23 protein-coding genes are annotated in these 26,028 nt (G+C 71.5%); 12 read left to right on the top strand and 11 right to left on the bottom strand.

Features of this window, described 5'->3' with window-relative positions; translation table 11 throughout:
- Positions 1-6: 6 nt before the first annotated feature.
- Positions 7-2,076: a TonB-dependent receptor gene (locus tag O9255_RS03705; protein WP_297865486.1), complete on the top strand. Its 2,070-nt coding sequence runs from the start codon at positions 7-9 to the stop codon at positions 2,074-2,076.
- A 6-nt stretch (positions 2,077-2,082) separates the two neighbouring features.
- On the opposite strand, the gene O9255_RS03710 is transcribed toward O9255_RS03705, so the two are convergent.
- The 7 genes from O9255_RS03710 to O9255_RS03740 form a co-directional block, all read right to left on the bottom strand.
- Entirely contained in the window at positions 2,083-2,586 is a 504-nt protein-coding gene (locus tag O9255_RS03710) for a hypothetical protein (protein WP_297865487.1), read from the bottom strand.
- A gap of 24 nt (positions 2,587-2,610) precedes the next feature.
- On the bottom strand, positions 2,611-3,441 hold the full coding sequence (gene queF / locus O9255_RS03715) for an NADPH-dependent 7-cyano-7-deazaguanine reductase QueF (protein ID WP_297865488.1): 831 nt from the start codon (positions 3,439-3,441) through the stop codon (positions 2,611-2,613).
- A 63-nt stretch (positions 3,442-3,504) separates the two neighbouring features.
- Positions 3,505-4,872, bottom strand: a complete 1,368-nt coding sequence (locus O9255_RS03720; protein ID WP_297865489.1) for a hypothetical protein — start codon at positions 4,870-4,872, stop codon at positions 3,505-3,507.
- Positions 4,869-5,960 carry a cell division protein ZapE gene (gene zapE, locus O9255_RS03725; protein ID WP_297865490.1) on the bottom strand — a complete coding sequence of 364 codons (1,092 nt, stop codon included), beginning with the start codon at positions 5,958-5,960 and terminating at the stop codon, positions 4,869-4,871. The genes O9255_RS03720 and zapE overlap by 4 nt, the downstream gene beginning before the upstream one ends.
- 7 nt (positions 5,961-5,967) lie before the next feature.
- Positions 5,968-6,642, bottom strand: coding sequence for an alpha/beta fold hydrolase (locus tag O9255_RS03730; RefSeq protein WP_297865491.1), 675 nt, complete (start codon positions 6,640-6,642; stop codon positions 5,968-5,970).
- Positions 6,643-6,669: 27 nt separating this feature from the next.
- Positions 6,670-8,424: an ExeM/NucH family extracellular endonuclease gene (locus O9255_RS03735; protein ID WP_297865492.1), complete on the bottom strand. Its 1,755-nt coding sequence runs from the start codon at positions 8,422-8,424 to the stop codon at positions 6,670-6,672.
- 64 nt (positions 8,425-8,488) lie between these two features.
- The gene (locus tag O9255_RS03740; RefSeq protein WP_297865493.1) at positions 8,489-9,007 is read right to left on the bottom strand and encodes a c-type cytochrome; all 519 of its coding nucleotides are present in this window, start codon (positions 9,005-9,007) and stop codon (positions 8,489-8,491) included.
- Between the two features lie 92 nt (positions 9,008-9,099).
- Here O9255_RS03740 and O9255_RS03745 point away from each other — a divergent pair, with 92 nt between their 5' ends.
- From O9255_RS03745 to O9255_RS03765, 5 genes are all read left to right on the top strand, one after another.
- Positions 9,100-10,614 carry a hypothetical protein gene (locus tag O9255_RS03745; RefSeq protein WP_297865494.1) on the top strand — a complete coding sequence of 505 codons (1,515 nt, stop codon included), beginning with the start codon at positions 9,100-9,102 and terminating at the stop codon, positions 10,612-10,614.
- A gap of 102 nt (positions 10,615-10,716) precedes the next feature.
- Positions 10,717-11,316: a TetR/AcrR family transcriptional regulator gene (locus tag O9255_RS03750; protein WP_297865495.1), complete on the top strand. Its 600-nt coding sequence runs from the start codon at positions 10,717-10,719 to the stop codon at positions 11,314-11,316.
- 3 nt (positions 11,317-11,319) lie between these two features.
- Positions 11,320-12,603, top strand: a complete 1,284-nt coding sequence (locus O9255_RS03755) for an efflux RND transporter periplasmic adaptor subunit (protein WP_297865496.1) — start codon at positions 11,320-11,322, stop codon at positions 12,601-12,603.
- Positions 12,604-12,606: 3 nt separating this feature from the next.
- A complete protein-coding gene (locus O9255_RS03760) occupies positions 12,607-15,879 on the top strand; it encodes a multidrug efflux RND transporter permease subunit (protein ID WP_297865497.1) in 3,273 nt (1,090 codons plus the stop codon).
- Entirely contained in the window at positions 15,872-17,335 is a 1,464-nt protein-coding gene (locus O9255_RS03765) for a TolC family protein (protein ID WP_297865498.1), read from the top strand. Before O9255_RS03760 ends, O9255_RS03765 begins: the two co-directional genes overlap by 8 nt.
- On the opposite strand, the gene O9255_RS03770 is transcribed toward O9255_RS03765, so the two are convergent.
- On the bottom strand, positions 17,311-17,682 hold the full coding sequence (locus O9255_RS03770; protein ID WP_297865499.1) for a YchJ family protein: 372 nt from the start codon (positions 17,680-17,682) through the stop codon (positions 17,311-17,313). The two genes, O9255_RS03765 and O9255_RS03770, sit on opposite strands and share 25 nt — an antisense overlap.
- Positions 17,679-18,920: an MgtC/SapB family protein gene (locus O9255_RS03775; RefSeq protein WP_297865500.1), complete on the bottom strand. Its 1,242-nt coding sequence runs from the start codon at positions 18,918-18,920 to the stop codon at positions 17,679-17,681. Before O9255_RS03775 ends, O9255_RS03770 begins: the two co-directional genes overlap by 4 nt.
- A 93-nt stretch (positions 18,921-19,013) precedes the next feature.
- Here O9255_RS03775 and O9255_RS03780 point away from each other — a divergent pair, with 93 nt between their 5' ends.
- The 6 genes from O9255_RS03780 to O9255_RS03805 are packed head-to-tail and all read left to right on the top strand — an operon-like array spanning position 19,014 to position 24,092.
- Entirely contained in the window at positions 19,014-20,018 is a 1,005-nt protein-coding gene (locus O9255_RS03780; protein WP_297865501.1) for a class 1 fructose-bisphosphatase, read from the top strand.
- 3 nt (positions 20,019-20,021) lie between these two features.
- Positions 20,022-20,732 (top strand): 2OG-Fe(II) oxygenase, encoded by a 711-nt coding sequence (locus O9255_RS03785; protein ID WP_297865502.1) that lies wholly within the window; start codon positions 20,022-20,024, stop codon positions 20,730-20,732.
- Entirely contained in the window at positions 20,729-21,643 is a 915-nt protein-coding gene (locus O9255_RS03790) for a DMT family transporter (protein ID WP_297865503.1), read from the top strand. Before O9255_RS03785 ends, O9255_RS03790 begins: the two co-directional genes overlap by 4 nt.
- The gene (locus O9255_RS03795; RefSeq protein ID WP_297865504.1) at positions 21,640-21,861 is read left to right on the top strand and encodes a hypothetical protein; all 222 of its coding nucleotides are present in this window, start codon (positions 21,640-21,642) and stop codon (positions 21,859-21,861) included. Before O9255_RS03790 ends, O9255_RS03795 begins: the two co-directional genes overlap by 4 nt.
- Positions 21,862-21,876: 15 nt before the next feature.
- Complete coding sequence (locus O9255_RS03800) at positions 21,877-22,134, top strand: DUF1653 domain-containing protein (RefSeq protein WP_297865505.1); 258 nt, start codon at positions 21,877-21,879, stop codon at positions 22,132-22,134.
- 50 nt (positions 22,135-22,184) lie between these two features.
- Positions 22,185-24,092 (top strand): alpha/beta fold hydrolase, encoded by a 1,908-nt coding sequence (locus O9255_RS03805; protein ID WP_297865506.1) that lies wholly within the window; start codon positions 22,185-22,187, stop codon positions 24,090-24,092.
- 24 nt (positions 24,093-24,116) lie between these two features.
- Here the strand turns inward: O9255_RS03805 and O9255_RS03810 are convergent, their stop codons facing one another.
- Together O9255_RS03810 and O9255_RS03815 are read right to left on the bottom strand one after the other, a co-directional pair.
- Positions 24,117-25,631: a sigma-54-dependent Fis family transcriptional regulator gene (locus tag O9255_RS03810; protein ID WP_297865507.1), complete on the bottom strand. Its 1,515-nt coding sequence runs from the start codon at positions 25,629-25,631 to the stop codon at positions 24,117-24,119.
- The gene (locus O9255_RS03815) at positions 25,628-26,014 is read right to left on the bottom strand and encodes a response regulator transcription factor (protein ID WP_297865508.1); all 387 of its coding nucleotides are present in this window, start codon (positions 26,012-26,014) and stop codon (positions 25,628-25,630) included. The genes O9255_RS03810 and O9255_RS03815 overlap by 4 nt, the downstream gene beginning before the upstream one ends.
- Between the last annotated feature and the right edge of the window lie 14 nt (positions 26,015-26,028).

Genomic DNA, 26,028 nt, shown 5'->3' on the forward strand with positions numbered 1-26,028 from the left:
CCTTCGATGTCCGACGTGCCACGCTCGATGCCCCTTTGGCTGGCGATGTTGCCGGCGCTCGCCACCCCTGCAGCCGCGTCCGCCGCACCGAACCCGGAGTCCGGAGTGGCGCTGTCGCGCCTCGACGCAGTGCAGGTCACCACGCGCCGCCCCGAGGACGGCCGTGCGCGCGCCGAAGCAGTCGCGCGTCTCGACGCCGCCGCGCTCGAGCGCCTCGCGCCCACGCATGCGAACGAAGCCCTCGCACGCATCCCCGGGGCCTGGGCCAGCCGCGGCAGCGGGCAGGAGCAGTTGCTCGCCCTTCGCTCGCCGGTGCTCACCGGCCCGGGCGCCTGCGGCGCCTTCCTCGTGCTCGATGACGGCGTACCGATCCGCCCCGCGGGTTTCTGCAACGTCAACCAGCTCTCGGAATTGAACCTCGCGCAGGCCGCGAGCGTGGAGGTGCTTCGCGGCCCCGGAAGCGCGGTGCACGGCAGCAACGCGCTGCACGGCGTGGTGGCGGTGCGGCCGCGCCTTCCCGGTGAAGGCGGTGGCGCGCGCGTCGAGTTCGGCAGCGACAACTATCGCCGTGCGCTGCTCTCGCTCGATGGCGGTGATCGTTTACGCCTCGACGCCAACCTCGTCGACGCTGGCAGCTTCCGCGCCGACGAAGGCTACCGCCAGCAGCAGGCCAACCTGCAGTGGCAACCGGCGTCGGACGGCGACACCCGGCTGGCGTTCGCCGCACATCGGCTGCGCCAGGAAACGGCGGGCTTCGCCTTCGGTGAGGGCGCGTGGCGCGATGCGCGCCGCTTCGGCAATGCCAATCCCGAGGCGTTCCGCGAGGCCGACAGCGCGCGCCTCGTGCTGCACCACGTGCGCGCGGCCGGCGACGGCGAGTGGCTGCTGCGGCCTTACGCGCGCGATGAGTCGCAACGCTTTCTGCAGCATTTCAACCTCGGCCAACCGCTCGAGGAGAACGGCAGCCGCAGCCTCGGCGTGCAGACCATGTGGTCCAACGAATCGCTGCGGGTGGGCCTCGATGTCGAAGGCGTCGAAGGCGAGCTGCGGCAGACGCAGGCCCGCGCCCTGACCACCGGCACGCCGGCGCAGAACGCCCAGCGCCCCGCCGGCACGCATTACGACTACGCGATCGACGCCCGGCAGGTCGCGTTTTTCGGTGAGAAGCAATGGCGATTCGACCGCGACGCGATCACCGTCGGAGCGCGCCTCGAGAACCTCCGCTACCGCCACGACAACCGCGCCGCCAACGGCAACCTCCGCGACGACGGCACGCCCTGCGGCTTCGGCGGCTGCTTGTACCTGCGCCCGGCCGATCGCCGCGATGCCTTCACCGCGCGCAGCGCGCAGCTCGGCTGGATGCGAAGCCTCGACGGCGGCTGGTCGGTGGGCGCCCGTGCGGCGCGCGCCTTCCGCTTCCCGCAAGCCACCGAGCTGTACCGGCTGCAGCGCGGCCAGTCCGTCGAGGGCATCGGCGTGGAAACCGCCGACAGCCTCGAAAGCGTGCTGCGCTTCAACGGCCCCACGCTGCGCGCCGAGGCCGTGGCCTACGCCATGCGCAAGCGCGACGTGCTGCTGCGCGACGCGGCCGGACTGAGCGTGCCAGGCGCGGCCACCCGGCATCGCGGCGTCGAACTAGCGGGAACATGGATGCCGGACGACGCGACATGGCTCGAAGGCCAGCTCGCGTGGAGCGACCAGCGCTATGCCTTCGACCGCCTGCTGCCCGGCGGCGAGACGATCCGCCGCGGCGCGCGCATCGACACCGCGCCGGAATGGCTGGGCGGCCTTCGCGTGGGGCGGCGCTTCGGCACGCGCTTCGAGGCGGAGCTTGAAGGCGTGTGGCAGGGCGCCTATGCCATCGATGCGGCGAACACCCGCCGCTACGGCGGCCACGTGCTGTGGCATGCGCGGCTCGGCGCGGGGCTCAACGACGACTGGCGCGCGACCTTTCGAGTGATGAACCTCGCCGATCGCCGCTACGCCGAGCGCGTGGACTTCGCCTTCGGCGAGGAGCGCAGTTTCCCCGGCGCGGGGCGCAGCGTGTTCGTGGGTCTGGAGCGGCGTTTCGAGTAGCGCGCCTCAGCGCACGTCGAAACTCCGCACGCCGGCACTCTCGCCGTCGACGCTGACTTCGACCTCGTAGCGGCCCGGTGCCCAGCCGCCTTCGGGCTGGCGGGTGAAGGTGTGCACGGCGGGGCCGCTGGCGGTGATCGCGCGCTCGTCGGCATCGATCTCGGCACCGCTGGCGTCGCGCCAGGCGATGGCGAGCATCGCCGCTTCACTTTCGCCGACGGTGACGAGGCTGGCGTGCACGGCATCGCCGGGGCGAACGCGTTCCGCTACGGCGGCGACGCGGCCATCCGCATCGAGCACCACGCCCACCTCCAGCGCCACGGCTTCGAGGCTGCCCTGCGGCAGTTGAACGATCGGCTCGGCACCCGCGCCGCCCGCATCGGCGGCAGTCGACGGCGCTTCGGCGCCTGCGGCCGGCGCCGCGGGTTCACCACCGCAGCCGGCGAGCAGCAGGACCAGAGCGAATGCGATCGGGCGATTCACGAGCGGACGAACGCGGCGACGGGGCATGGCGAGGCTCGGCGGGGGGAGCGGCTACTGCCGCGACAGGCGCAGATTGTCCGGCATCGCGGCGCCCGGCAAGGCCCGGAACGGGTTGATGTCCAGCCCGCCGCGACGGGTGAATCGCGCATACACCGAGAGCTTCACCGGGGCGCAGCGCGCGCGCAGGTCGAGAAAGATGCGCTCGACGCAGGCTTCGTGGAAATCGCTGTGGGTGCGGAAGCTGACGAGGTAGCGCAGCAAGGCGGCGCGATCGATGCGCGGGCCGGTGTAGGCGATCTGCAGGCTGGCCCAGTCGGGCTGGCCGGTGACCGGGCAGTTCGAACGGAACAGGTGCGAGACGAGGGTCTCCTCCACCGTTTCCTGGGCGTCGGACTTCAGCAGCTCGGGCGCGGGCGGGCCGTAGTGCTCGATGGTGATGGCGACGCCGTCGATCAGCTCACCGGGCAGCACGCTGACCGGGAAGGCCTGCGGCGAGGTCGGCGCGATCAGGCTCACCGACACGGGCGCGCCAGCGGCGGCGGAGAGGTCGGAGATCAGCGTCGCGCGCAGGGCGTCGGCGTTGGCCAGCCGCTCCTGCGCGAAGGAGTTCAGGTACAGCTTGAAACTCTTGGATTCGACGAGGTTCGGCGAGGTCGCAGGCACGCGGAACTCGGCCAGCGCCACCTGCGGCTTGCCGCGCAGGTCGAGCCACGAGAGTTCATACGCGTTCCAGAGGTCGACGCCGACGAAGGGCAGCGCCTCGTCGAGACCCAGCTTCGAGCGGGCCTCCGTGCGCGGGATCGGGAACAGCAGGCCGGCGTCATAGGACGACGGAAAGGCGACGCTCTGGCCGAGCGTCGAGGTTTCGGGGGTGTTGGTCATCGCGGCGGAGGATAGCGCCTGCGAGGGCAAGAACCGCTGAATCCCCGGCCGCGATGCGGGGCCTCAGCGGCCCGCGCGGGGCGCGGGCGAAACCAGCAGCACGAAGGCCACAAGGCTCGCCACCACCAGCCACAGCAGGTAGCGGAAATCGGCAGCGGTCGCGAGCGGCACCAGGGGCGCGACCATGGCCAGCCCCGAGGCCGACAGCGCTGCGGCGGCCGTGCGACGCCGCCATGCGGCGGCAGCGAGCACGCCAGCTGCGAGCAGCAGGTAGAGCCAGCCCATGAAAAACGGCCCATCCACCCATCGGTGCCACGTGGCGACCAGCACCTCGCGCAGACGCGAGGGCGCCATCGTGAGCGGTGGGTTGTCCTTGAACGGCACGAGGTCGGGCATCAGCACCTGCGTGTCGGCGAGTTCGGCGTTGCGGAGGCCGAACAGGTAGCCCGACAGCCGCAGCCGATGCCGCGCCCAGGCCTGCGGTTCGCGCAGCGGCAGCATGAGCCAGGCCTCGCGCAGGGTGGCGAGGTCCTCGGCGCGCAGCACGATTTCGTAGCTGAAATGGATGGTGCCGGTGGTGAAGCTCGGCACGTTCACGGCCGGATCGAATTCGCGCGCGAGATCGTCGACCGTCGCGCCCGGCTTCAGGAAGGCCGCGGGGATGGCCATGCGCCCGGTCTCGATCGAGACGGCAGCGAGATCCCACAGCGCCATGACCGGCCACACGGTGACGTGCTTCACGGCCCCCAACCGGTCGGGCACGGCGGCGAGTCCGAGGAGCAGGGGCAGGCTGAGCGCGGCGGCCGCGATGCGCCAACGCGCAGCGCGTGGGGTTGCCCCGGCTTCGGAGGCCGGCCCCACCGGCACGCGGGCGATGCGCCAGGCCAACCACGCCCACAGCGGCAGCACGCCGGTGATCGCGTTGAAGCGGAAGGCCGTGGCCAACGCCAGCATCAGCAGCGCCAGCCCGCGCCATCGCCACGCCGGCTCGGCCTGCTCGCGAAGCAGCGCGCCGACGGCCCACAACAGCGCGCCGACCATCCACAGGTCCTTCCAGACCTGCGGCTGCAGCGCGACGAACGCCGGCCACAGGCCGATGCCGAGCAGCACGGCGACCCGCCACGGCGTGCGCAGCGGCAGCGCGGTGGCGACGAAGGCCAGCCCACTCCAGACGAGGAGCAGCTGCAGAGCGAAGAAGCCTTCGGGATCCGGCAACAGCGCGCGACTGGCCTGCCACAGCCGCACCATCACCGCGGGGTGCGTGGAATCGAGCTGGCCCGTGCGCGCCATCCACCACTGGTGGGCGGTGTCGAAGGTGAACCAGCCGGGGGCGAACAGCGTGAACAGTGCGGCCGCCGCCAGCAGCGCAACGCCCCACGGCAGCCATGCCGCAGCGCGCGCCGAACGGGCCGCGCGGGCCTCCGGGCTCACGGCCGATGCGCCCGGGCGAGGTACTCCTCGCTGCGCATTTCCACCAGCCGCGAGATCGTGCGTTCGAACTCGACGCGCAGCTTGAAGCCCTTGTACAAGCCCTGCGGCTGCGCGGCCGCGGTGGCGACGAGGTTGACGTTGCGGTCGTAGAGCTCGTCGACGAGGTGGATGAAGCGTCGCGGCGCGTCGGTGCTCTCGTCGCTGAAGGTCGGCACGCCGCTGAGCAGCAGGGTGTGGTGCTCGCTCGCGATCTCGATGTAGTCCGCCGCGGAGCGCGGGCCCTCGCACAGGGCTTCGAAATCGAACCAGGCCACGCCTTCGCCGAGCGCCTTCGCGGGGATGTCGCGGCCGTTCACCGACAGCGGGCAGGTCTGGCACACGCCGATGCCATTGAGCACGCGGAAGTGCTCCGCGAGCTGCGCCTCGCCCGCCGCGTCGATGGGCACATGCCAGGTGTCGGCATGGGTGAGCTGGCGCAGGCGGAAGTCCGTCTCGCTGCCGAGCTTGTGCACCACGCAGTCCTTCTCGAGCAGGGCGATCGCCGGCAGGAAGCGCGCGCGCTGCAGGCCGTTGGCGTACAGGCCCGGCGGCGCGATGTTCGACGTCGTCACGAGGGTGACGCCGCGGTCGAATAGCTGCTCCAGCAATCGCGAGAGGATCATCGCGTCGGCGATGTCGTTGACGAAGAACTCGTCGAGCACCAGCAGCGGCGACATCGCGGCGTACTGCGCGGCCACGACGCTCAGCGTGTCGGCGGTGTCGTGCAGCGCCTTCATGCGCGCGTGCACGTCCTGCATGAAGCGGTGGTAGTGCAGGCGCTGCGGCTTCAGCTCGGCGCAGGCGTCGAGCAGCAAGTCGCAGAGCAGGGTCTTGCCGCGGCCCACGCCGCCCCACAGGTACAGGCCGCGCACGCCGGCGTGGCCGGCGAGCCGGAATCCCAGCTTCTTCAGGAAGCCCGCACGCTGGCGGTCGAGCAGTTCGACGGCGACGCGATCGAGTTCGACCAGCGCGGCGAGCTGGCCGGCGTCCTGCGTCCAGCGGCCTTCGGCCACGCCGTCCAGATAGCGCTTCGAAGGCCGGCTCGGCATCGCGGGATCAGGCCTGGTGCTGCAGCGGCGGCAGGTTCTTGCGCACGCCGTTGCGGATCGCTCCACGCAGGTCGACGAGGCGGGCGTGGAAGAAGTGCCCGGCTTCGGCCATGCGCACCAGGGTCGGCGGGTTCTCGGCGGCAGCGGCCCAGTCGAACACCTTCTGCGGATCCACCACGTCGTCCTGCTCGCCCTGCACCACCAGCCACGGGCAGGTCGGCGGCGGCACGCCGGTGAAATCGCGGAAACCCACCGGCGGCGCGATGCACACCATCTGCTGGACGTGGAGCTGGCGCGCGGCACGCAGGGCCACCCAACTGCCGAAGGAGAAGCCGGCCAGCCACAGCGCGTCGTTCGGACGCTGCGCCTGCAGCCACTGGGCGACGGCGAGGAAGTCGAGCGTTTCGCCGCGGCCCTGGTCGTACACGCCTTCGGAATGGCCCACGCCGCGGAAATTGAAGCGCACCGAGGCGATGCCCGATTCGGCCAGCGCACGCGCGATCGTCGTCACGACCTTGTTGTTCATCGTGCCGCCGTCGGGCGGATGCGGATGGCCGATCACCGCCACGCCGCGGCGCATGTCCTCGGGCTTCGGCAACTCGACGGCGGCTTCGATCACGCCAGCCGGGCCCGCGAGGCTCAGCGGGCCGGAAACCGTCGGGAAGGTGGGCGCAGTGCTCATGCGTGATGGAGTCTAGCCGTGCCGACTTCAGCGCGCGGGAGCGGCGTCGAAGCCGAGCAGCAGCGGGTCGTGGTCGGAGCTGCGCCATGGGCCGGCCTCGCGACCCAGCGCGCCGTCGTAGGCGAAGCCGATCGACTCGTCGCTGTTCACCGGCCACTTCGCCGCGCCGCGCAGCATCGCCGCCATCGACGGGCTCATCATGGCGTGGTCGAGGCGCCCGGCCTGGCCGTCGAAGACGAAGCTGTGCGGGGTGTGGCCGTCCTCGGTGGCCATCGGTGCATCGACCCAACCGCGCTCGCGGAGCACGCGGATCGGGTCTTCCATCGCGTAGGCGTTGTAGTCGCCGATCGCCACGACGCGGTCGCTGCCGCTGCCGGTCGGGTCGGTCGCCAGCCACGCGTGCATGGCTTCCGCGCTTTCCACGCGCTTGGCGTTGTAGCAGCCCTGGCCGTCGTCCTGGTCGCGGTCCGCACCCTGCGCGTCCTCGCAACCGCCCTTGCTCTTGAAGTGCACGCTGGCGACGGTGAACACCGGGCTGTCACCCACGCGGAAGCTCTGCGCCAGCACCGGGCGGCTGCCGTACTCGAAGGGGCCCTCGGTGGCCAACGCCGGGGCGCCCACGGCCTCGGCGCGATCGGCGCGATACAGGATGCCGACGGTGATCTGGTCCGTGCCGGGCCGGCCTTCGCTGGCCACCGGCGTCCAGCGCGCGCCGGGCTGCGCCGCGTTCAGCGCGTCGGCCAGTTCCTGCACCGCCGATTCCGGGCCGAAGCCGTCGTTCTCCAACTCCTGCGCGGCGATGATCGCCGGGTCCAGCGCGGTGATCACGGTGACGTGCTTCGCCATCTGGCGCGCGTAGCCGTCGTAGTCCTTGGCGCCGCGCTCGGTCGGGAAGCCCCCGCCCTGGCCGTCGCCGTTGAAGAGGTTCAGCAGGTTCATGCCGACGATGCGAATCGCGCCCTCGACGACCGGGGTGCCCGGTCGCGGCGCCTGACGCACTTCACCGACCACCGCATCGGCCTGCAGGCGGTAAGCGCCCCAGCGCTGGTCGAGCACGCCCTGCACGCCGACGAGCGTACTGCCGGCACGCAGCGGCTCGTCGGCCGACAGCGGCGCCGACAGCCAGGCGATGGAACCGGGGTTCTCGGCAGTGCGGGCGTCGTCGAGCACCAGCAGGCGGCGGCGGTTGTCGGCGCGCTGTGCGATGGCGGCCTCGCCGGGCGCGGCGATCTCGGTCGGCGTGTAGAGCCGGCCGTCGAAAGCGAGGTCGACTTCGCCGAAGCGCAGCAGGGCGTCGTTGCCGGTGACCGTGAGCGGGGCCTCGATGCGCAGGCGCATGCCTTCGAAGGCCTCCCAATCGGCGGGCGGCGCCGCGAGCACCACCGGCTCGGGCAGCGCGGCGGTGCCACGGACGTCGATGCGCGCATCGGCCAGCGTGGTCAGCGTCGCGCCGTCGCCGGATTCCGCGACAAGCCCTTCGGCGACGACGTGCTGGCCCACGTCGAGCGCCGGCTGGCCGTCTGCCGGCATCACGAACAGGCCTTCGGCGGTCGCCGCGTCGGCATCGGCCTGCACGCTCTGCACGAACGCGCCATCGGCCATCAGCAGGGTGACGACGCCTTCGATGCGGGCGCGCTGGCCTTCGAAGGCGCTGCGCTCGCCACTCCCCTGCACGGCGGCGATGCCGTCCGCGGCGACGGCGGCCGTTTGATCACCGCAGCCGGCGGCAAGGAGGGCAAGGCCGAGGGCAAAGGCGAGCGGGGCGGGACGGAAACGCGTCATCGGAACTCCAGAGACAGCGACGCCGCCCGAAGGCGGCGTCGGAAACACACGGGATGGCGCGAGCTTACTGGTACTTGTTGATCATGTAGTCGACCGACGCGGCCATCTGCTCGTCGGTGAGGCGGGCGTTGCCGCCGCGGGCCGGCATGATGCCCGCCGCGCCCTGGAAGCCTTCAATCGCGTGCTTGAGCAGCGTGTCGCGGCCCTGGGCGATGCGCGGCGCCCACGCCGCAGCGGTCGGGGCCGGGGCACCGCCAGCGCCGTTGGCGTGGCAGGCCGAGCAGAGGTTCTGATAGATCACCGCGCCATCCAGCGTGCCGCCGTAGGGTGCGCCGCCCGCGGCCGCGGCCTCGGCGGCGGCCTTCGCGGCGGCAGCGGCAGCAGCGGCACCGGTTTCGCCGGCATACACTCCGCCCAGAGGCTGGATGCGCTCGATCGTGCGGGCTTCGGCGATCGGGTTGGGTTCGTGGGCCTTGCGACCGTTGAGGTAGAGGCCGATCAGGATCAGCACGACCATGATGCCGAACAGCACCGCGATGACCTGCGAGAAGTGCTTCAGGAAGACGAGATCGTGATTGCGCACGGGGATACCTGGTTGGGCTGGGCCGCCGAAAGGACGACGAAGTATATCGGCCCCTTGCGCCGGCGCGAAGCGCCGCGGCGTGGGGTGGCGGCGTGACGTCGCGCGCGGACGGCCCGGTGCCCTGGGCGGCCGCGCTGCTCCTGCTCGCCTATGCACCCGCCTGGATGCTTCTGGAGACGCTCTCGACGCCGCTGGCCTTCTGGCCGGTGGCCCTGCGCTTCCTGCTGCTGTGGTTCCTGCCGTTGCGCTACTGGCCGGCCCTGATGGCGGTGGATGCCGCCGGGGGGGTGCTGGCCCGGCATTTCCTGGGGGATGGTCCGTTGTTCGCCCTGGAGGCCTGGCTGCTGGCGCTGGCCCCGGTGCTCGTCTACGCCGCGATGATCCGCGCGCTGCGGGGCCCCGGCGAACCCGCCGCCCCGGACACGCCAGGCGGGATGGCACGGTTGCTGGCCGCTTGTGCCCTCTGCACCTTCGGCGTCGCGCCCTTGCTGGCCCTGCAGGGTGGCGGCTTCGACGCCCTGCTCGCCTTCGGGTTCGGCGACCTCTTCGGCCTGCTGGTCGTGGTGCCGGCCGCGCTGACCTTGCGGGCCGACCCGACCGGCCTCTGGCGCTCGCGGCGGTGGGGCTTCGAGGGTGCCCTGGCCTTCGCGGTGACGCTGGGCGTGATGAGCCTGGCCCGGCAGAAGCCCGCGCTCGACGAGCACCTGCTGCTGATCGTGTTCCTGCCGGCCGTGGTCCTGGCGTTCCGGCACGGCTGGCGCGGTGCGGCCTGGTCGCTGGCCGGGCTCGGTGGCTTGCTGGCCCTGGGCTTCAGCGATCGGCCGGATCCGATGCGCCTGCAGGTCATGACGGCGGTGATCGGGGGCGCCGCGCTGCTGCTGGGCGCCGCGGCCACGCAGCTGCGCGAGCAGCGCGAGACGGTGGAAGCCCAGCATGCGGCGCTGCGGCTCGCCCTGCTGGAGCAGCGTGAACTCGCCGGGCGGATCGTAGCGCTCGAGGACGACGGCCAACGCCACGTCGCCGAATCGCTGCACCAGCAAGTGGCGCCGCCCCTGCAGGAGCTCCGGACCCTGCTGGCGATGGCCTGGCGCGGCAGCGGCGACGAGCGCGACGCGCGCATGCTGGAATCGCTGCGCGGCCACACCTGGCAGGTGCAGGACGGCCTCGAACGAGCCCTGCGCCGGCTCCAGCCGCCCTCGCTGGCCCGCGGTGACCTCCATGCCCTCCTGGCCCACGGGCCGCTGTGGGAATGGGCGCAGGAACAGGGCGCCGCCTGGTCGGTGCAGCTCGACGGGCCGGTGCAACGCCTGCCCGAACGCTGGAAAGGCGTCGCCTACCGGATCGCGCAGGCCGGCCTGGAGCACGGCTTGGCCCACGGGGCGCGGCAATGCCGGATCCACCTCGTGGCCACCGCCAACGCCGGCAGCCTCGACATCGACCTCCAGCTCGATCTCGACCACCCGCCGGGCGCATCGGCGCAGGGCCTCGGCATCGAAGCCATCCGCGACCGCACGCTGGCCGCCGGAGGCCGCTACCGGGCCGAACCGCGGCCCGAAGGCAGCCGGCACCGCGTGCACCTCGTCGATATCGCCATCGCGCCGGCCTGAGCCGGGGGCGCCGGCGTTGCGAATCCGTCGCAACAGCGTTCCATAGCCGGAACAGCGTCTGGACTTATTTCTGTACAAAACGTCCTGTAAAGTTGCGCCCCTATGACTCGCCCGCCCAAAGCCCGCCAGAAAGTGCTCGACGCCGCCCGCCGGATCGTCGAAACCCGCGGCGCCGGCCACCTCACCTTCGAAACGCTGGCCGAAGAGTCCGGCGTGACCCGCGGCGGCATCACCTACCACTTCCGGACCAAGGAAGACCTGCTCAAGGCCCTGATCGAAGCCGACATCGCCGACTGGAACGCGGCCTCCGAGCAGCTGGGCGGCGACGCCGGCATGCCTTGCCCGAAGGCCTGCCGGATGATCGGCCACGTGCGGTCCTCGCTGGCCGACGACGACGACGCCCACAAGCGCTTCGTCACCGGAATGATCAGCGCCGCAATGGTCGACCCGCAGCTGCTCGACCCCGTCCGCACCCACCTCGCCGAGGAATTCGCCGATTGGCGCTGGGACGACGCCGACCTCGAGCGCTACCTGCTGCTGCTCGCCGCTGACGGCCTGTTCTGGAACCAGCTGTTCAACGTCAGCCCGCTACCGCCGGCCGCGCGCCCCCGGCTCGCCGCCCTGATCGAAGCCAAGGTGCGCGCCTTCGCCGCCGACGCCCCGCCCCCACCCGAATCCCCGAATTCCTCTTCCGGAACCTGAACCATGGCCCCGACACCCCACGCCGGCTTCGCCCCCCGTCCCGCCCTCGCGGCACGCCTCGCCCTCGCGAGCGCCCTGGCCCTCGCCCTCGCCGCCTGCGGCGGCGGCGGCGGTGGCATGCAGATGCCACCCACCGAAGTGAACGTCGCGCCCGTGGTGGCGAAGTCGGTCGCGCAGTGGGATGAGTTCACCGGCCGCATCGAAGCCATCGAAAGCGCCGAAATCCGCCCGCGCGTCGGCGGCACCGTCGTCGGCGTGCACTTCGACGAGGGTGGCCTCGTGGCGAAGGGCGACCTGTTGTTCACCATCGACGACCGCGAGTACCGCGCCGCCGTCGCCAGCGCCCGCGCCGACGTGGCCCGCGCCGAAGCACGTCGCGCCCTCGCTGCGACCGAACTGAAGCGCAGCGAGACGCTCATCGCCGCCAAGGCCGTGAGCGCCGGCGAGCTCGAAAGCCGCCAGAACGAAGCGAAGCAGGCCGACGCCGACCTGCTCGCCGCACAGGCCCGTCTCGAGACCGCCGAGTTGAACCTGTCGTTCACCCGCGTCACCGCGCCGATCGCCGGCCGCGTCGGCGTGGCGCGGATGCGCACCGGCAACCTCGTGGCGCCGGGCGAGCCCGTGCTCACCACGGTGGTGTCGCTCGACCCGGTGTACGTGAGCTTCCAGGGCGACGAGCGTGCCTACCTGCGCTACCAGGAGATGGCGCGCGACGGCAGCCGTCCGAGCTCGCGCAACGCCGCCAACCCGGTGCGCGTCGGCCTCGCCAACGAGCAGGGCTTCCCGCACACCGGCCGCATGGTCTTCGTCGACAACGTCGTCGATCCGGCCACCGGCACCATCTTCGCCCGCGCCGAACTGCCGAACCCGGACGGCGTGTTCACCCCCGGCCTGTTCGCGCGCGTGCAGCTGCTCGGCTCTGGCCAGCGCGATGCGCTGCTGGTGCACCCGCAGGCCGTGCTCACCGACCAGGACCGCCGCTACGTCTACGTGGCGGACATGGTGACCCTGCCGCCCGAGATGGGCGGCACCGGCGAGCCGCACCTCGGCGCCGTGCGCAAGGACGTCGAGCTGGGCCCGACGATCGACGGCCTCGTGGTCGTCGAGAAGGGCCTCGACGCCGACGACAAGGTGGTGGTGAACGGCATGCGCAAGATCTTCTACCCGGGCGCCGCGATCGCACCGGTGGAAGTGCCGATGGACGCGCCGAACACCGTGGTCGCCGCGCCGGGCCCGGCCGATGCCGCCGGTGGCGCGACCACCGCCGACGACACGGCCGAGGGCTGAGCCATGGCCTCCGGACACACCGATCTTTCACGCGTCTTCGTCGACCGCCCGATCCTCGCGGCGGTCCTCTCGATCGTCGTCTTCGTCGCCGGCCTGATCGCCATCCCCAACCTGCCGATCACCGAGTACCCGGAAGTCGCGCCGCCGACCATCCAGGTCACCGCGATCTACCCGGGCGCCAACCCGAAGACGATCGCCGATACGGTCGCTGCGCCGTTGGAGGAAACGATCAACGGCGTCGAGAACATGATCTACATGAAGTCGGCGGCGTCCTCGGACGGCACCCTCGTCCTGTCGATCACCTTCGGCCTCGGCACCGACGTCGACCTCGCCGCCGTGCAGGTGCAGAACCGCGTGGCGCAGGCCCTGCCGCGCCTGCCCGATTCGGTGCGCGCGCTCGGCGTCACCACCGCCAAGGTGTCGCCGAACATCACGATGGTCGTGCACCTGACCTCGCCTGACGGCCGCTACGACGGCCTGTACCTGTCGAACTTCGCCAACCTCAACGTCAAGGACGAGCTCGCCCGCTTGTCCGGCGTCGGCAACGCGCAGGCCTTCGGCGCCGGCGTCTACGCGATGCGCGTGTGGATCGACCCCGACCAGGCGGCCGCCCGCGGGCTGACGGCGCTCGACATCGTCGGCGCGATCCGCGAACAGAACGTTCAGGTCTCGGCCGGCGCCATCGGCGCTTCGCCGCAGCCCACCGGCGCCTCGGTGCAGCTGCTGGTGAACGCCCGCGGCCGCCTGGAGACGCCCGAGGAGTTCGGCGCCATCGTGCTGAAGACCGGCGCCGGCGGCGCCGTGACGCGCCTGCGTGACGTCGCCCGCGTCGAACTCGGCTCGAACACCTATGCGCTCAACAGCTACCTCAACAACGAGGAAGCCGCAGCCATCGTGATCTTCGAGGCGCCGGGCGCGAACTCCATCGCGCTCTCCGACGCCGTGCGCGCACGGATGGCTGAACTGAAGAAGGACTTCCCGGAAGGCGTCGACTACGCGATCGCCTACGACCCGACCGTATTCGTGCGGGCCTCGGTCGACTCGGTGGTGAGCACCCTGCTCGAGGCGGTGCTGCTCGTCGTCCTCGTCGTGGTGGTGTTCCTGCAGACCTGGCGCGCCTCGATCATCCCCCTGCTGGCCGTGCCGGTCTCGATCGTCGGCACCTTCGCGGTGCTGCTCCTGCTCGGCTATTCCATCAACGTGCTGACCCTGTTCGGCCTGGTGCTGGCCATCGGCATCGTCGTCGACGACGCCATCGTCGTGGTGGAGAACGTCGAGCGCCACATCGAGGACGGACTCACCCCGCTCGATGCGGCGCACAAAGCGATGAGCGAAGTCTCCGGGCCCATCGTCGCGATCTCGCTGGTGCTGGCGGCGGTGTTCGTGCCGATCGCCTTCATCGACGGCGTGACCGGCCAGTTCTACCGCCAGTTCGCGGTGACCATCGCCGCCTCGGTGCTGATCTCGGCCTTCAACTCGCTCACCCTCAGCCCGGCGCTGGCCGCGGTGCTGCTGAAGCCGCACGGCGCGCCGAAGGACGCTCTCGCACGCGGCATCGACCGCGTGGCGGGACGCTTCTTCGGCTGGTTCAACGCCCGCTTCAAGCGCAGCTCGGACCGCTACGCCGGCCGCATCGGCGGCACCATCCGCCGCTCGACGCGCCTGCTGGTGCTGTACGCGGGCCTGGTCGGCGTGACCGTGCTCGGGTTCACGCAGATCCCGGGGGGCTTCATCCCGACGCAGGACAAGCAGTACCTGTTCGCCGGCGTGCAGCTGCCGGAAGGCGCCACGCTCGAACGCACCGAAGCGGCGATGAAGCGCATGGGCGACATCGCCTTGGCCACGCCGGGCGTGAAGGACGTCGTGCAGTTCCCCGGCCTCAACGCCATCCACTTCGTCAGCACCCCGAACGTCGGCGTGATGTTCATCGGCCTCGATCCGCCGGACGACCTGCCCAAGCCGGCTGCTGCGATCGCCGGCGAGCTGACGGGCAAGTTCGGCGCCATCCAGGACGGCATGGCCTTCGCCTTCATGCCGCCGCCGGTGAACGGCTACGGCAACGCCGCCGGCGTCGAAGCCTATGTGCAGGACCGCCAGCGCGTCGGCTACGGCGAACTCAACGCCGCGACGCAGGCCCTGACCGGCACGATCAGCCAGCAGCCCGGCTTCGGACCCGGCTCCTCGTTCTCGTCCTTCCAGGCCAACGTGCCGCAGCTTGATGCCGTGGTCGACCGCGACAAGGTCAAGGAATCCGGCCTCGCCCTGACCGACGTCTACGACTCGCTGCAGGTCTACCTCGGCAGCGCCTACGTCAACGACTTCAACCTGTTCGGCCGCACCTACTCGGTGTACGCGCAGGCGGATGCGCCGTTCCGCGACGAGGTCGGCGATGTCGCCCGCCTGCAGGTGCGCAACGCGCAGGGCGAGATGGTTCCGCTCGGCAGCGTGGTCGAACTGGTGCCGAGCTTCGGCCCCGATCCGGTGGTGCGCTACAACGGCTATCCCGCGGCGGACGTCAGTGCCAGCCCCTTCGATCCCGCCTCGGTGAGCAGCACGGACGCCGTCCGCATCGCCCGCGATACCGCCGGGCAGGTGCTGCCGCGCGGCATGGCGCTGGAGTTCACCGGCCTCACCTACCAGCAGGTGAACCAGGGCATCGCCCAGTTCCTCGTGTTCCCGCTCTGCGTGCTGCTGGTGTACCTCGTGCTGGCGGCGCTTTACGAGAGCTGGTCGCTGCCGCTGGCGGTGATCCTGATCGTGCCGCTCTGCCTGCTTTCGGCGCTGGCCGGCATCTGGGTGCTGAACCAGATCAACGGCCTGTGGTTCGTGGCGCAGATCGTGACGGGAGCGATCAACCCGATGACGGCGGCACCGCCGACCATCATCGACATGAATGTGTTCACCCAGATCGGCCTCGTGGTGCTGATGGGCCTGGCCTGCAAGAACGCCATCCTGATCGTGGAGTTCGCGCGGGAGCTCGAACAGCAAGGCCGTGGCATCGTCGAAGCCGCCGTCGAGGCCTGCCGCCTGCGCTTGCGCCCGATCCTGATGACCAGCTTCGCCTTCATCGCCGGCGTGCTGCCGCTGGTGTTCGCGGGCGGTGCCGGCGCCGAGGTGCGCCACGTGATGGGCGTGACCGTGTTCTTCGGCATGCTCGGCGTGACCTTCTTCGGCCTGTTCTTCACCCCGGTGTTCTACGTGGTGATCCGCCGCATGGTGGAGAACCGCAAGGCGCGTCGCGCCGTCGCACAGCTCGAGGAGTCCTCCCATGCCTAAGTTGCACGCACGAGGCCTCGCGCTGGCCGTCACCGTCGCCCTGCTCGCCGGCTGCACCGTCGGCCCGCCGCACACGCGGCCGGATGTCAGCCTGCCGAACGAGTTCGACCAGGCCAGCAGCGAACAGACCGCCGCCGCTCCCGGCACCGCGGTGTGGCAGGCCTTCGACGATCCCGCCTTGGCGCGGCTGATCGAACGCACGCTGGTCGCGAACACCACGATCGCGCAGGCCGAGGCGCGTCTGGCCGAAACCCGCGCGCTCTCCGGGCTCACGCGCTATTCGCTGTTCCCGACCGTCACCGCCGCCACCGACGCCGGTCGCAGCCGCGCCAGCAACCAGGACCCCTTCGTGCCGCCCGGCCTCGGCACGATCGAGACCTACCGCGCGGGTTTTGATGCCACGTGGGAGCTCGACCTGTTCGGCAGCCTGCGCAACCGCAGCCGCGCGATCCACACGCGCACCGCCGCAAACGCGGCCGAGCTGCGCAGCGTGCGCATCAGCATGGTGGCCGAGACGGCGCAGACCTACTTCGCCCTGCGCGGCGCGCAGCGTCGCCTCGCCCTCGCGAAGGAGAACCTCGCGGCGGCCGACGAGGTGCTCGGCGTGATCGAGCTGCTGTACGACAACGGCCGGCAGAACGGCGTCGATTTCGCCCGCGCCCGGGCGCAGCGCAGCAGCCTCGCGGCCAACCTGCCGCAGCGCGAAGCCGAATTGGTGGCACAGGAGCAGCGCCTCGCCGTGCTCACCGCCCAGCCGGTGGCGGCCCTGCGCGAGCAGGTGGGTGAAGCCAGCACCTTCCCCGAACTGCCAACCCTCGTCACCGCCGGCACGCCGGAGGCCTGGCTGCAGCGTCGTCCCGACATCATCGCCGCCGAACGCCGCCTCGCCGCGGCGCGCAACGACGTGGGCGAGGAAATCGCACAGTACTTCCCGAAGCTGTTCCTCGACGGTGCGTTCGGTTGGACCGGCCAGGTCGCCAATGTGCTCGGGGACTCCGGCGCGCAGCGCTGGCAGTGGGGGCCGAGCCTGACGTGGCGTTTCCTCGATTTCGGTCGCGTGCGCCAGAACGTCAAGGCCGCAGAAGCGCGCGCCGACGGCAGCGTGGCGGCCTACCGCGAGACGGTGCTTCGCGCGCTGGAGGAAACCGAGAACGCGCTCGCCGGCTACCGCGCCAGCAACCGCGCGGCGATCGAACTGGGCAACGCCGCGGAGGCCGCCAGTGAAGCTTCGCGACTGTCGCGCCTGCGCTTCGAGGCCGGTGCCGACGACGCGCTCACCCTGCTGCAGACCGAGCAGACCCGCATCGACCTCGAGGACGCCTCAGTGCAGGCGCAGACGTCCCGCACCACGGCACTCGCCGCGCTGTACAAGGCCGTGGCGGGGGATTTTGCCGAGGCCTCCGCCGACGTCGGCGCGACGACGTCGGCGGCTCAGGAAAACGCGCCGTCCACGTAGAACCAGCACCCGTCCTCACGCACGAAGCGGCTGGTTTCGTGCAGGCGCACGGCGGGCTGTCCGCCCACCTTGAAGCGGGCGACGAACTCGACGACGGCGGTGTCGCCGTCCTCGACCGCGCGCTTCACCTCGAGGCCCAGCCAGCGCGTGGCGGGATCGGGGGCGAGCGAGGCCGCGTCGGGGCGCGTGTCCGCATGCCAGGTGGCGAGCAGGTAGGCGACATCCCCACGCACGTAGGCGCTGTAGCGCGAGCGCATCAGCGCTTCGGCCGTGGGTGCCGGTGCGTCGGCGTGCCAGCGCCCGCAGCAGTCGGTGGCGACCCGGCCGCTGCCGCAGGCGCAGCTCACAGCCCGGCCGGCAGCAGCACGGTGGCGAGGGCCGCGGCGACCCAGGCGGCCAGCAGGCCCGCGCTGACGCGCAGGCCGTAGGCCGCGCCGCCCGACACCCAAGCGACGGCGCCGCGGGCGATCACACTGGCGGCGAGCACCGCGAGGATCGCGTGGCGGGCGGTCTCGACCCCCATCAGGCCCTGGCCCACCATCTGGCCGATCGAGGCGACGGCCGCGTGCACTTCGGCGATCGCGGCGAGAAAGGCCGTGGCCAGCGCACCCGCCTCGCCGAAGACCTGGCGCAGCAACGCCGAAACAACCAGCACGCCCGCCATGAACCCTGCGAAGTAGAGCGCGTGCGTGAAGCGGAACATCCGCGACTCCTGCGTGGGCGCCGGCTCGTCGCCGGAGCCGCCACGCAGGCCCAAGGCGCCGCCGATGGCGAGGACGAGTCCGAAACCCAGCAGCGTCGGCATCACCGCCTTGAGCAGCGTGGCCGACACCGTGGCCAGCACCGGGAACATCAGCAGCAGCGAGGCCAGCGCCGCGAACATGGCCGCACCCACGCTCGGGCGCAGCAGGCCCGGCGTCACGCGCACGCGCTGGCCGAAACCAGCGATCGCCGCCGTCGAGGACACGAAGCCTGCAAAGAAGCCCGCGATGGCGAGGCCACGGCCGCTGCCGACGACACGCAGGGCGACGTGGCCGAGGGCGCTGACGGCCATCACCAGAACGACGAGGCGCCACAGCTTCTGCGGGTTCAGCGCACCGCCGGGGCCGATCGATTCGTCCGGCAGGAGCGGCAAGACCAGCAGCGCTGCGGCCAGCAGCAGCAGGCCGTCGCGCACTTCCCGCTCGCTGATCAGGTCGCGCCCGAGGCGATGCAGGCGCTCCCGCGCTTGCAGCAGCAGGGCGACGAGGACGGCCAGCGAGGACGCCAGCCCCGGCGACTGCTGGGCGAGGGCGCCCAGGAGAACGGTCGTCAGCAAGGCCACTTCGCCGGTCTGGCCGGGATCGGAGGCATCGGTGAGGCGATAGCTGCCGTAGGCCAACAGGCCGATGGCACCGAGCACGACGAGGAACACCGGCAAGCCGAGGGTCCAGGCCACGGCGCCGGCAAGCGCCGCGATGGTGTGGGTGCGCATGCCCGCCGGGGTGTGGCCGCCATGGTCGCGCTGGCGCTCGCGCACCACGCCGATCAACAGGCCGAGGCCGAGGGCGCTGAGGTAGCCGGCGTAGGTCGGATCGAGTGTCATGCCGCGATGATGGCACCGCCAGAGTCGGGGTGGTCGGTCGGTCCCCTCGGAGGGGTCGGTAGAATGCGCGCTTCCCGCCCTGGAGCCGTCGCGATGTCGAGCCGCACCCCCCTCACCCGCTTCCTGATCGAGGCCGAACGCGCCGGGCAGATCAACCCGGAGCTGCGCCTGCTCATCGAAGTGGTGTCGCGCGCCTGCAAGTCGATCAGCTACGCCATCAGCAAGGGCGCGCTCGGCGGCGTGCTGGGCGATGCCGGCACCGGCAACGTGCAGGGCGAAGCGCAGAAGAAGCTCGACGTGCTCAGCAACGAGATCCTGCTCGAGGCGAACGCCTGGGGCGGCCATCTCGCCGGCATCGCCTCGGAGGAGATGGACGACCCGCACCCGATCCCGGACGCCTACCCGAAGGGCAACTTCCTGCTGCTGTTCGATCCGCTCGACGGCAGCTCGAACATCGACGTGAACGTGAGCGTGGGCACCATCTTCTCCGTGCTGCGCTGCCCGGACGGCATCACCGAACCGCAGACCGAGCACTTCCTGCAGCCGGGCACCGAGCAGGTGTGCGCGGGCTACACGGTGTACGGCCCCTGCACCGTGCTGGTGCTGACCGTCGGCCACGGCACGCACGCTTTCACGCTGGATCGCGAGACCGGCAGCTTCATCCTCACCCAGCGCGACATCCGCATCCCGGCCGACACGCAGGAGTACGCGATCAACGCCAGCAATGCGCGCCATTGGGACGCGCCGGTGAAGCGGTACGTGGATGATCTTCTCGCAGGAAAAACCGGCCCGCGCGGCAAGGACTTCAACACGCGCTGGGTGGCCTCGATGGTGGCCGACGTGCACCGCATCATGACCCGCGGCGGCACCTTCATGTACCCCGTGGACGCGAAGTGCCGCGACAAGGGCGGGCGCCTGCGCCTGATGTACGAAGCGAACCCCATGGCCTTCCTCGTCGAGCAGGCCGGCGGCGCGGCCACCACCGGCACGCAGCGCATGCTCGAAGTGACGCCGACGGGCCTGCACCAGCGCGTGCCGGTGATCCTCGGCTCGAAGAACGAAGTGGCGGAATACGAGCGCTACGTGCGCGAGGGCTGAGCGATGGAGAGCGCACACCCCGACTTCATCGAGGTCTACGAGGGCCTGATCGACCCGGCCTGGTGCGCGGCGCTCTGCCGTCGCTTCGACGCGGCCAACCACGTCGACGGCCGCGTGGGCGGCGGCGTCTTCCCGGACATGAAGAAGAGCCGCGATCTCGAGATCACCGGCCGCGCCGATTGGAACGACGTGAGCGCGACGCTGATGGGCGCGGTGCTGAAAGCGCTGATGGCGTACCTGCGCACCTACCCGCACACGATCGTCGCGCCGCTGATGCTCGAGCACCGGCCCGCCGATGGCGGCCCGGCGCGCCGGCTGGGTGCCGAGGATCTCGCCGCCATGGACGACAACAGCCTGCTCGGCCTGGTGCAGCAGCTGTTGCGCCCGGGCAGCATCAACCTGCAGCGCTACACCGCCGGCGAGGGCGGTTACCCCTACTGGCACTGCGAGCTCTACCCGCGCGACGCGAACGCCGAGACGCTGCACCGCACCCTGCTGTGGACCATCTACCTCAACGATGCGTTCGACGAGGGCGAGACGGAGTTCCTGTACCAGCGCCGCAAGGTGGTGCCGAAGACCGGCAGCGTGCTGATCGCACCGACCGCGTTCACGCACACGCACCGCGGCAACCGCCCGGTGGGCGGCGACAAGTACATCGCCACGAGCTGGATCCTGTTCAATCGCGCGGAAGCCATCTTCGGCCGCGCGGGATGATGCCGCGCACGGCGCTGGCCGCGACGACGGCGCTGGCGCTGCTGGCTTTCGCGGCGAACTCGCTGCTGTGCCGGTTCGCGCTGGCCGAGGGCGGCACCGATGCGGCGAGCTTCACCGCGATCCGCCTCGGCGCAGGCGCGATGGTCCTGGCCGGCCTGATGGCCGTGCGGCAGCAACGTCACGAGGCGTCAGGCCGTGAGGCCAGCACTGCAGGACGCGGCGGCTGGCGCAGCGCGTTCGCGCTGTTCGCCTACGCGGCGGGCTTCTCGCTGGCCTATGTCGATGTCGGCGCGGCCACCGGCGCGCTGCTGCTCTTCGGCGCCGTGCAGGCCACGATGCTCCTCATCGGACTTTGGCAGGGCGAGCGACTGGCGTCCGCGCAATGGGCCGGCTTCGCCGTGGCCGCGCTCGGCCTCGTCGCGTTGCTGCTGCCGGGCGCCGCCGCGCCGCCGCTCGGCGCCGCGCTGTGGATGATCGCGGCGGGCGTGGCCTGGGGCCTGTATTCGCTGTGGGGCCGCGGCAGCACCGATCCGGTGGCCGACACCGCCCGCAACTTCGTCCGCAGCCTGCCCTTCGCGCTGGCGCTCCTCCTGCTGCATCTCGACGGCCTCGCCGTGGACACGCGCGGCCTCGTGGGTGCCGTAGCCTCCGGCGCGCTCGCCTCGGGCCTCGGCTACGTGCTGTGGTATCGCGTGCTGCCGCAGCTCGGCGCGCTGCGTGCCGCCAGCCTCCAGCTGGCGGTGCCGCCGCTCGCGGCCCTCGCCGGCGTGCTGCTGCTCGGCGAATCGCTCGACGCGACGCGACTGGTTGCCGGCGCCGCGATCCTCGCCGGCATCGCCGTCGTGTTGCACGGCCGTCGCGCGGCGACGCATCCTCAGGCGCCAACCGCCACCTCCGGGCCCCGACCATGATCCTGCTGCGCTTGATCGCCATCCTCCTCGTCATCGCCGGCGGCCTCGCGCTCGCATTTGGCAGCTTCAGCTACACGCAGGAAAAGACGGCACTCAAGGCCGGCCCGCTGGAACTGAAGGTGCAGGACAAGGAAACCGTCACCATTCCGCCCTGGGCCGGCGGCGGCGCCATCGCCCTCGGCGTGGTGCTGCTGCTCGTCGGCGGCCGCAAGCGCTGAGGCCGGAGCACCGCGATGAGCGACACCGACCTGCCCCCGCTGCCCGACACGCCGACCGGCTTGTACCGCCACTACAAGGGTGGCGAGTACGAGGTGGTGGGCTGCGTGCGCCATAGCGAAACGCTCGAACCCCTCGTGCTGTATCGCGCGCTCTACGGCCAGCACGGGCTCTGGGTGCGCCCGCACGCGATGTTCTTCAGCCCGGTGATCGTGCACGGGCACGCGCAGCCGCGCTTCGCCTTCGTTTCGCCGGACCTGCCGCCGGAGCACTGAGCGCGTCGAGCGGAACACATCGACGGATCACACACGACGGGGAGCGGGGAATGGCGACGAAAGCGTGGCTCGCGGCACTGGTTCACGGCGGTTTGTGGCTCGGCGCACTGGCCGCGGCGGATGCCCGCGCCGCACCGGTCTTCGTCGAGGCACCGTGCGACATCCCGATCGTCAACGACGCGGTGCGCGAACGACTGCGCTGCGGAACCGTGAGCGTGCCCCGCGACGTCGCGCGCCCCGACGACGGCACCTTCGAGCTCGCGGTCGTGGTGAAGCGCAGCGCAGCGCCCACGCCAGGGGCCACGCCGATCCTGTTCCTGCACGGCGGCCCCGGCTGCCAGCAGGTGCCCTACATGGGCCTGGGCGCGACGGACTTCACGCCGGGCCACGACGTCATCGCCTTCGATATGCGCGGTGGCGGCCGAACCGGGCCGGCGCTGTGCAGCGGCATGGCCGCCGCGCTGTTCGAATCCTTCCGCATCGCCCTGCGCGGCGATGATCCGATGCCCGCGCGGAATGCCGCGCTCGACGCGTGCATGGGCGAGCTCGCCACGGCCGGCTACAAGCCCGAGCACTTCGGCAGCGTGCGCAACGTCGAGGACGCGGAAAGCATCCGCCAAGCCCTCGGCATCGAGCGCTGGGCCGTGTACGGCACGTCGTACGGCACCACCGTCGCCGCCGAGTACCTGGCGCGGCACCCCGAGGCCATCGAGTCGGTGGTGCTGGATTCGCTCTACCCGCCGGACGCCTACGTGCACACGGTGCGCGAGGCCCAAGGCCGGGCCATCGGGCGCCTGCTGGACGAGTGCGCGGCCGACGCGACCTGCGCTGCGCGCTTCCCCGGCCTCGACCGGGCGAAAGCGGACGCCGCGCTGTCGTCGTTCGCGACGGATCCGCTCCCCTTCCATCTGGGGCGAGAGCGCTACGTGGCGGATGAACGCGCCGTCCGCAGCGCCCTCTACACCCTGTTCTACACGGAAGCGACGGCGCGCTCGGTGCCCTGGTTCGTGGATGCCATGGTCCGCCGCGACGGCGACGCGATCGCCGCAGCACTCGGGGCTCCGCTGCTGGTTGGTGACGCGTTTGCGGACGCTGGCGTCGCCATGCCCGGGCTGCTGGGCACGGATTGCCGCGACCGCGCGCGGCACCACGCGCCGCACGCGGGGCCGGGTCCGAACTGGATGGACATGTTCCTCGGCATCCCCAACGGTGCCTGCGGCGACCTCCCGCTCGGGACGGTACCGGGCCTGCCCGTGGGCACGACGGTGCCGGTGCTGGTGCTGTCCGCTGGCTACGACGGTTTCCAGCCCGACGGCGAGGCGGTGGCCGCGGCCATCGGGCCGGCCGCCACCGCTTACCTGCTGCCGCGGGCCGCCCACAGCGTGCGCGGCGCCGGCGACTGCCCGCGCGGCATCGTGTCGGCCTTCATCAACGAACCGTCGAAGACACCGGACACCACCTGCATCGCCGAGATGACGGCGCCGCCCTTCGTGCTCGACGTGCGGCCAATGCCGGCGGTCGTCACCCTCGGCGCGTCGGCAAACGGAGGCCGTCCGCCGGCCGGTGCACTGGTCGCGGCGGCCGGACTGGCGCTGCTGCTGGTCGCGGGCCTCGTCGTGCCCGCGACGCTCTGGCTCTGGCGTCGACTGCGCCGACAGCCCGCGGCACCCGGCGCGCGAGGCGTGCGGGCCTTGGCGGTGGGCGGCGGTCTGCTGGGCGTCGCCGGCGCGGTTCTGCCGGTCGCCGGCACGATGCAGGCACATCCCGGAATGATGGGCTTCGGACTGGAGCCGACGCTCGCCCTCGGCCTGTGGGCGATTCCCGTCGGCGGCGCGCTGGCAGGGCTCGCCCTCGGCCTCGCCCTGCGGAAACGACAGTGGGGCGTCGCGCTGGCGGCCCTCGGCGGCGTGGTCGCCGTTGTGGGGGTTTTCGCGCTCGGCCTGGTGCCTTGGGGCTGAAGCCGGCTCCTTGAGGCGGGGAGGTCAGGCCTCCTCGCCGCCCTCGCGCTCGATGCCGTACTTGCGCAGCTTTTCGACGAGGGTGGTGCGCCGCAGGTTGAGCAGGGTCGCGGCATGGGCGACGACACCCTCGGCGCGTTCGAGGGCCTGCCGCAGCAGCGATTCCTCGATGGCCGCGATGTGTTCCTTGAGGTCGAGGCCGTCCTCGGGCAGTTCGTCGAGGGCCAGCGCGGCCGGAGCGCCGAACAGCGCGGCGCGCTCAGCCGCGAGTTCTTCCGCCTCGGACAGCCCGCGGTCGGCCGCCAACGCGGCCACCGGCGGTGATTCGCCACGATCAGGCGCCGGGACGGGCGTGGATGTCGCCGGTGCCGGCGGGGCGCCGTTGGCCTCCCAGACCGCGCGGTAGCGCTGCGGCAGGTCGGCGGCGGTGACCGTCGCGTTCGGGTGGAGCACCGCGAGGCGTTCGATGAGGTTGTGCAGCTCGCGCACGTTGCCGGGCCAGGCGTAGGCGGCCAGCGCTGCCATCGCATCGGCGCCGAGCTTCACCTCGCCACGGCCATCCTCGGCGAGCCGCAGGCTGATCGCCTGCACGAGGGCCGGCAGGTCGGCGATGCGCTCGCGCAATGCCGGCATCTCGATGGGGAAGACGTTGAGGCGGTAGTACAGGTCCTCGCGGAAACCGCCTCGGGCGATCTGGTCTTCGAGGTTGCGGTGAGTGGCCGCGACCACGCGCACGTTGCACTTCAGGGTCTGCGTGCCGCCGACCCGCTCGAAGTTGCGCTCCTGCAGCACGCGCAGCAGCTTTACCTGCATGGGCAGCGGCATGTCGCCGATCTCGTCGAGCAGCAGGGTGCCGCCCTCGGCCATTTCGAAGCGGCCTTTGCGCGCCGCCAAGGCGCCGGTGAAGGCGCCCTTCTCGTGGCCGAACAGTTCGCTTTCCAGCAGCTCGGCGGGCACGGCGCCGCAGTTCAGCGCGACGAAGGGGCCTTTCGCGCGCGAAGACGCCGAGTGGATCGCACGCGCGGCGACCTCTTTGCCGGTGCCGCTCTCGCCGAGGATCAGCACCGTGGTGTCGAAGGGCGCGACCTGCTCGATCATCCGCCGCAGCCGACGCACGCCCTCGCTCTGCCCTTCCGGGCCGGCGTCGCGCTCGCTGCGCTCTTCGCCGCGCAGGGCCTGCAGGCTGGCGCGGCGGAGATGCCCTTCGAGCTGCGGGTGGCGCAGCGGCCAGTCCAGCGTCCAGACCTGCTCGGGGTGCACGCCGAGCTGCTCGGTGAGGCCGTGCAGGGCCGGCAGCACCAGCAGCGGCGGGTGCAGCGGTGACTTCGACAGCCACCCGCCGAAACGGCGGAAGTCCTCCAAATCCTCCACCCCGCCGACCACGATCGCCAACCAGTCGCGCGGCTTGGCCCGGGCGAGGTCGAGCTCGTCGACGGCGCCGATGCGCTTCGGGGTGAAATCGAGGAAATCGAGCAACGCGCCGATGCGTTCCGCGCGGGCGTCGTCGGCCTCGACGACGAGGATGCGCGAATCGCTCATGCGCCGCCCTGCGCCTTCCCGGCGCGGGAGTCGATGATCGGCAGCAGCTCGGCGATGTAGTTGAGCTTGCTGATGAAGGCGTCGGCGCCGGCCCGCTGCGAGTGCTCGCGGTGCTCGACGTCGTCGAAGTGCGAGGCGATCACGACGAACGGTGGTTCGTCCTGGGCCTTGATCAGGCGCGTGGCCTGCAGCCCGCCCATCTCCGGCATGGCGAGGTCGAGGACGACCACGTCCGGCTTCAGCTCATCGGCCAGGGCCACGGCTTCGATGCCGTTGCGGCCGCGGCCGATGATGGCCACGTGCGCCACGCGCCGAAGATGGCGCTCCGCCGCGTTCAGGAACGCGTCGTGGTCGTCGACGATGAGCAGGCGGATGAGGGTCATGGCAACGGGCTCGC

The organism is Silanimonas sp., assembly GCF_027530345.1.
GTDB lineage: Bacteria > Pseudomonadota > Gammaproteobacteria > Xanthomonadales > Xanthomonadaceae > Silanimonas.

What these genes read in the sequence shown, in the direction of transcription:
- O9255_RS03705 (WP_297865486.1), top strand. Translation starts at nt 7, where the DNA reads ATGTCCGACGTGCCACGCTCGATGCCCCTTTGGCTGGCGATGTTGCCG.
- O9255_RS03710 (WP_297865487.1), bottom strand. Translation starts at nt 2,586, where the DNA reads ATGCCCCGTCGCCGCGTTCGTCCGCTCGTGAATCGCCCGATCGCATTC.
- queF (WP_297865488.1), bottom strand. Translation starts at nt 3,441, where the DNA reads ATGACCAACACCCCCGAAACCTCGACGCTCGGCCAGAGCGTCGCCTTT.
- zapE (WP_297865490.1), bottom strand. Translation starts at nt 5,960, where the DNA reads ATGCCGAGCCGGCCTTCGAAGCGCTATCTGGACGGCGTGGCCGAAGGC.
- O9255_RS03730 (WP_297865491.1), bottom strand. Translation starts at nt 6,642, where the DNA reads ATGAGCACTGCGCCCACCTTCCCGACGGTTTCCGGCCCGCTGAGCCTC.
- O9255_RS03735 (WP_297865492.1), bottom strand. Translation starts at nt 8,424, where the DNA reads ATGACGCGTTTCCGTCCCGCCCCGCTCGCCTTTGCCCTCGGCCTTGCC.
- O9255_RS03750 (WP_297865495.1), top strand. Translation starts at nt 10,717, where the DNA reads ATGACTCGCCCGCCCAAAGCCCGCCAGAAAGTGCTCGACGCCGCCCGC.
- O9255_RS03755 (WP_297865496.1), top strand. Translation starts at nt 11,320, where the DNA reads ATGGCCCCGACACCCCACGCCGGCTTCGCCCCCCGTCCCGCCCTCGCG.
- O9255_RS03760 (WP_297865497.1), top strand. Translation starts at nt 12,607, where the DNA reads ATGGCCTCCGGACACACCGATCTTTCACGCGTCTTCGTCGACCGCCCG.
- O9255_RS03765 (WP_297865498.1), top strand. Translation starts at nt 15,872, where the DNA reads ATGCCTAAGTTGCACGCACGAGGCCTCGCGCTGGCCGTCACCGTCGCC.
- O9255_RS03775 (WP_297865500.1), bottom strand. Translation starts at nt 18,920, where the DNA reads ATGACACTCGATCCGACCTACGCCGGCTACCTCAGCGCCCTCGGCCTC.
- O9255_RS03780 (WP_297865501.1), top strand. Translation starts at nt 19,014, where the DNA reads ATGTCGAGCCGCACCCCCCTCACCCGCTTCCTGATCGAGGCCGAACGC.
- O9255_RS03785 (WP_297865502.1), top strand. Translation starts at nt 20,022, where the DNA reads ATGGAGAGCGCACACCCCGACTTCATCGAGGTCTACGAGGGCCTGATC.
- O9255_RS03790 (WP_297865503.1), top strand. Translation starts at nt 20,729, where the DNA reads ATGATGCCGCGCACGGCGCTGGCCGCGACGACGGCGCTGGCGCTGCTG.
- O9255_RS03795 (WP_297865504.1), top strand. Translation starts at nt 21,640, where the DNA reads ATGATCCTGCTGCGCTTGATCGCCATCCTCCTCGTCATCGCCGGCGGC.
- O9255_RS03800 (WP_297865505.1), top strand. Translation starts at nt 21,877, where the DNA reads ATGAGCGACACCGACCTGCCCCCGCTGCCCGACACGCCGACCGGCTTG.
- O9255_RS03805 (WP_297865506.1), top strand. Translation starts at nt 22,185, where the DNA reads ATGGCGACGAAAGCGTGGCTCGCGGCACTGGTTCACGGCGGTTTGTGG.
- O9255_RS03810 (WP_297865507.1), bottom strand. Translation starts at nt 25,631, where the DNA reads ATGAGCGATTCGCGCATCCTCGTCGTCGAGGCCGACGACGCCCGCGCG.
- O9255_RS03815 (WP_297865508.1), bottom strand. Translation starts at nt 26,014, where the DNA reads ATGACCCTCATCCGCCTGCTCATCGTCGACGACCACGACGCGTTCCTG.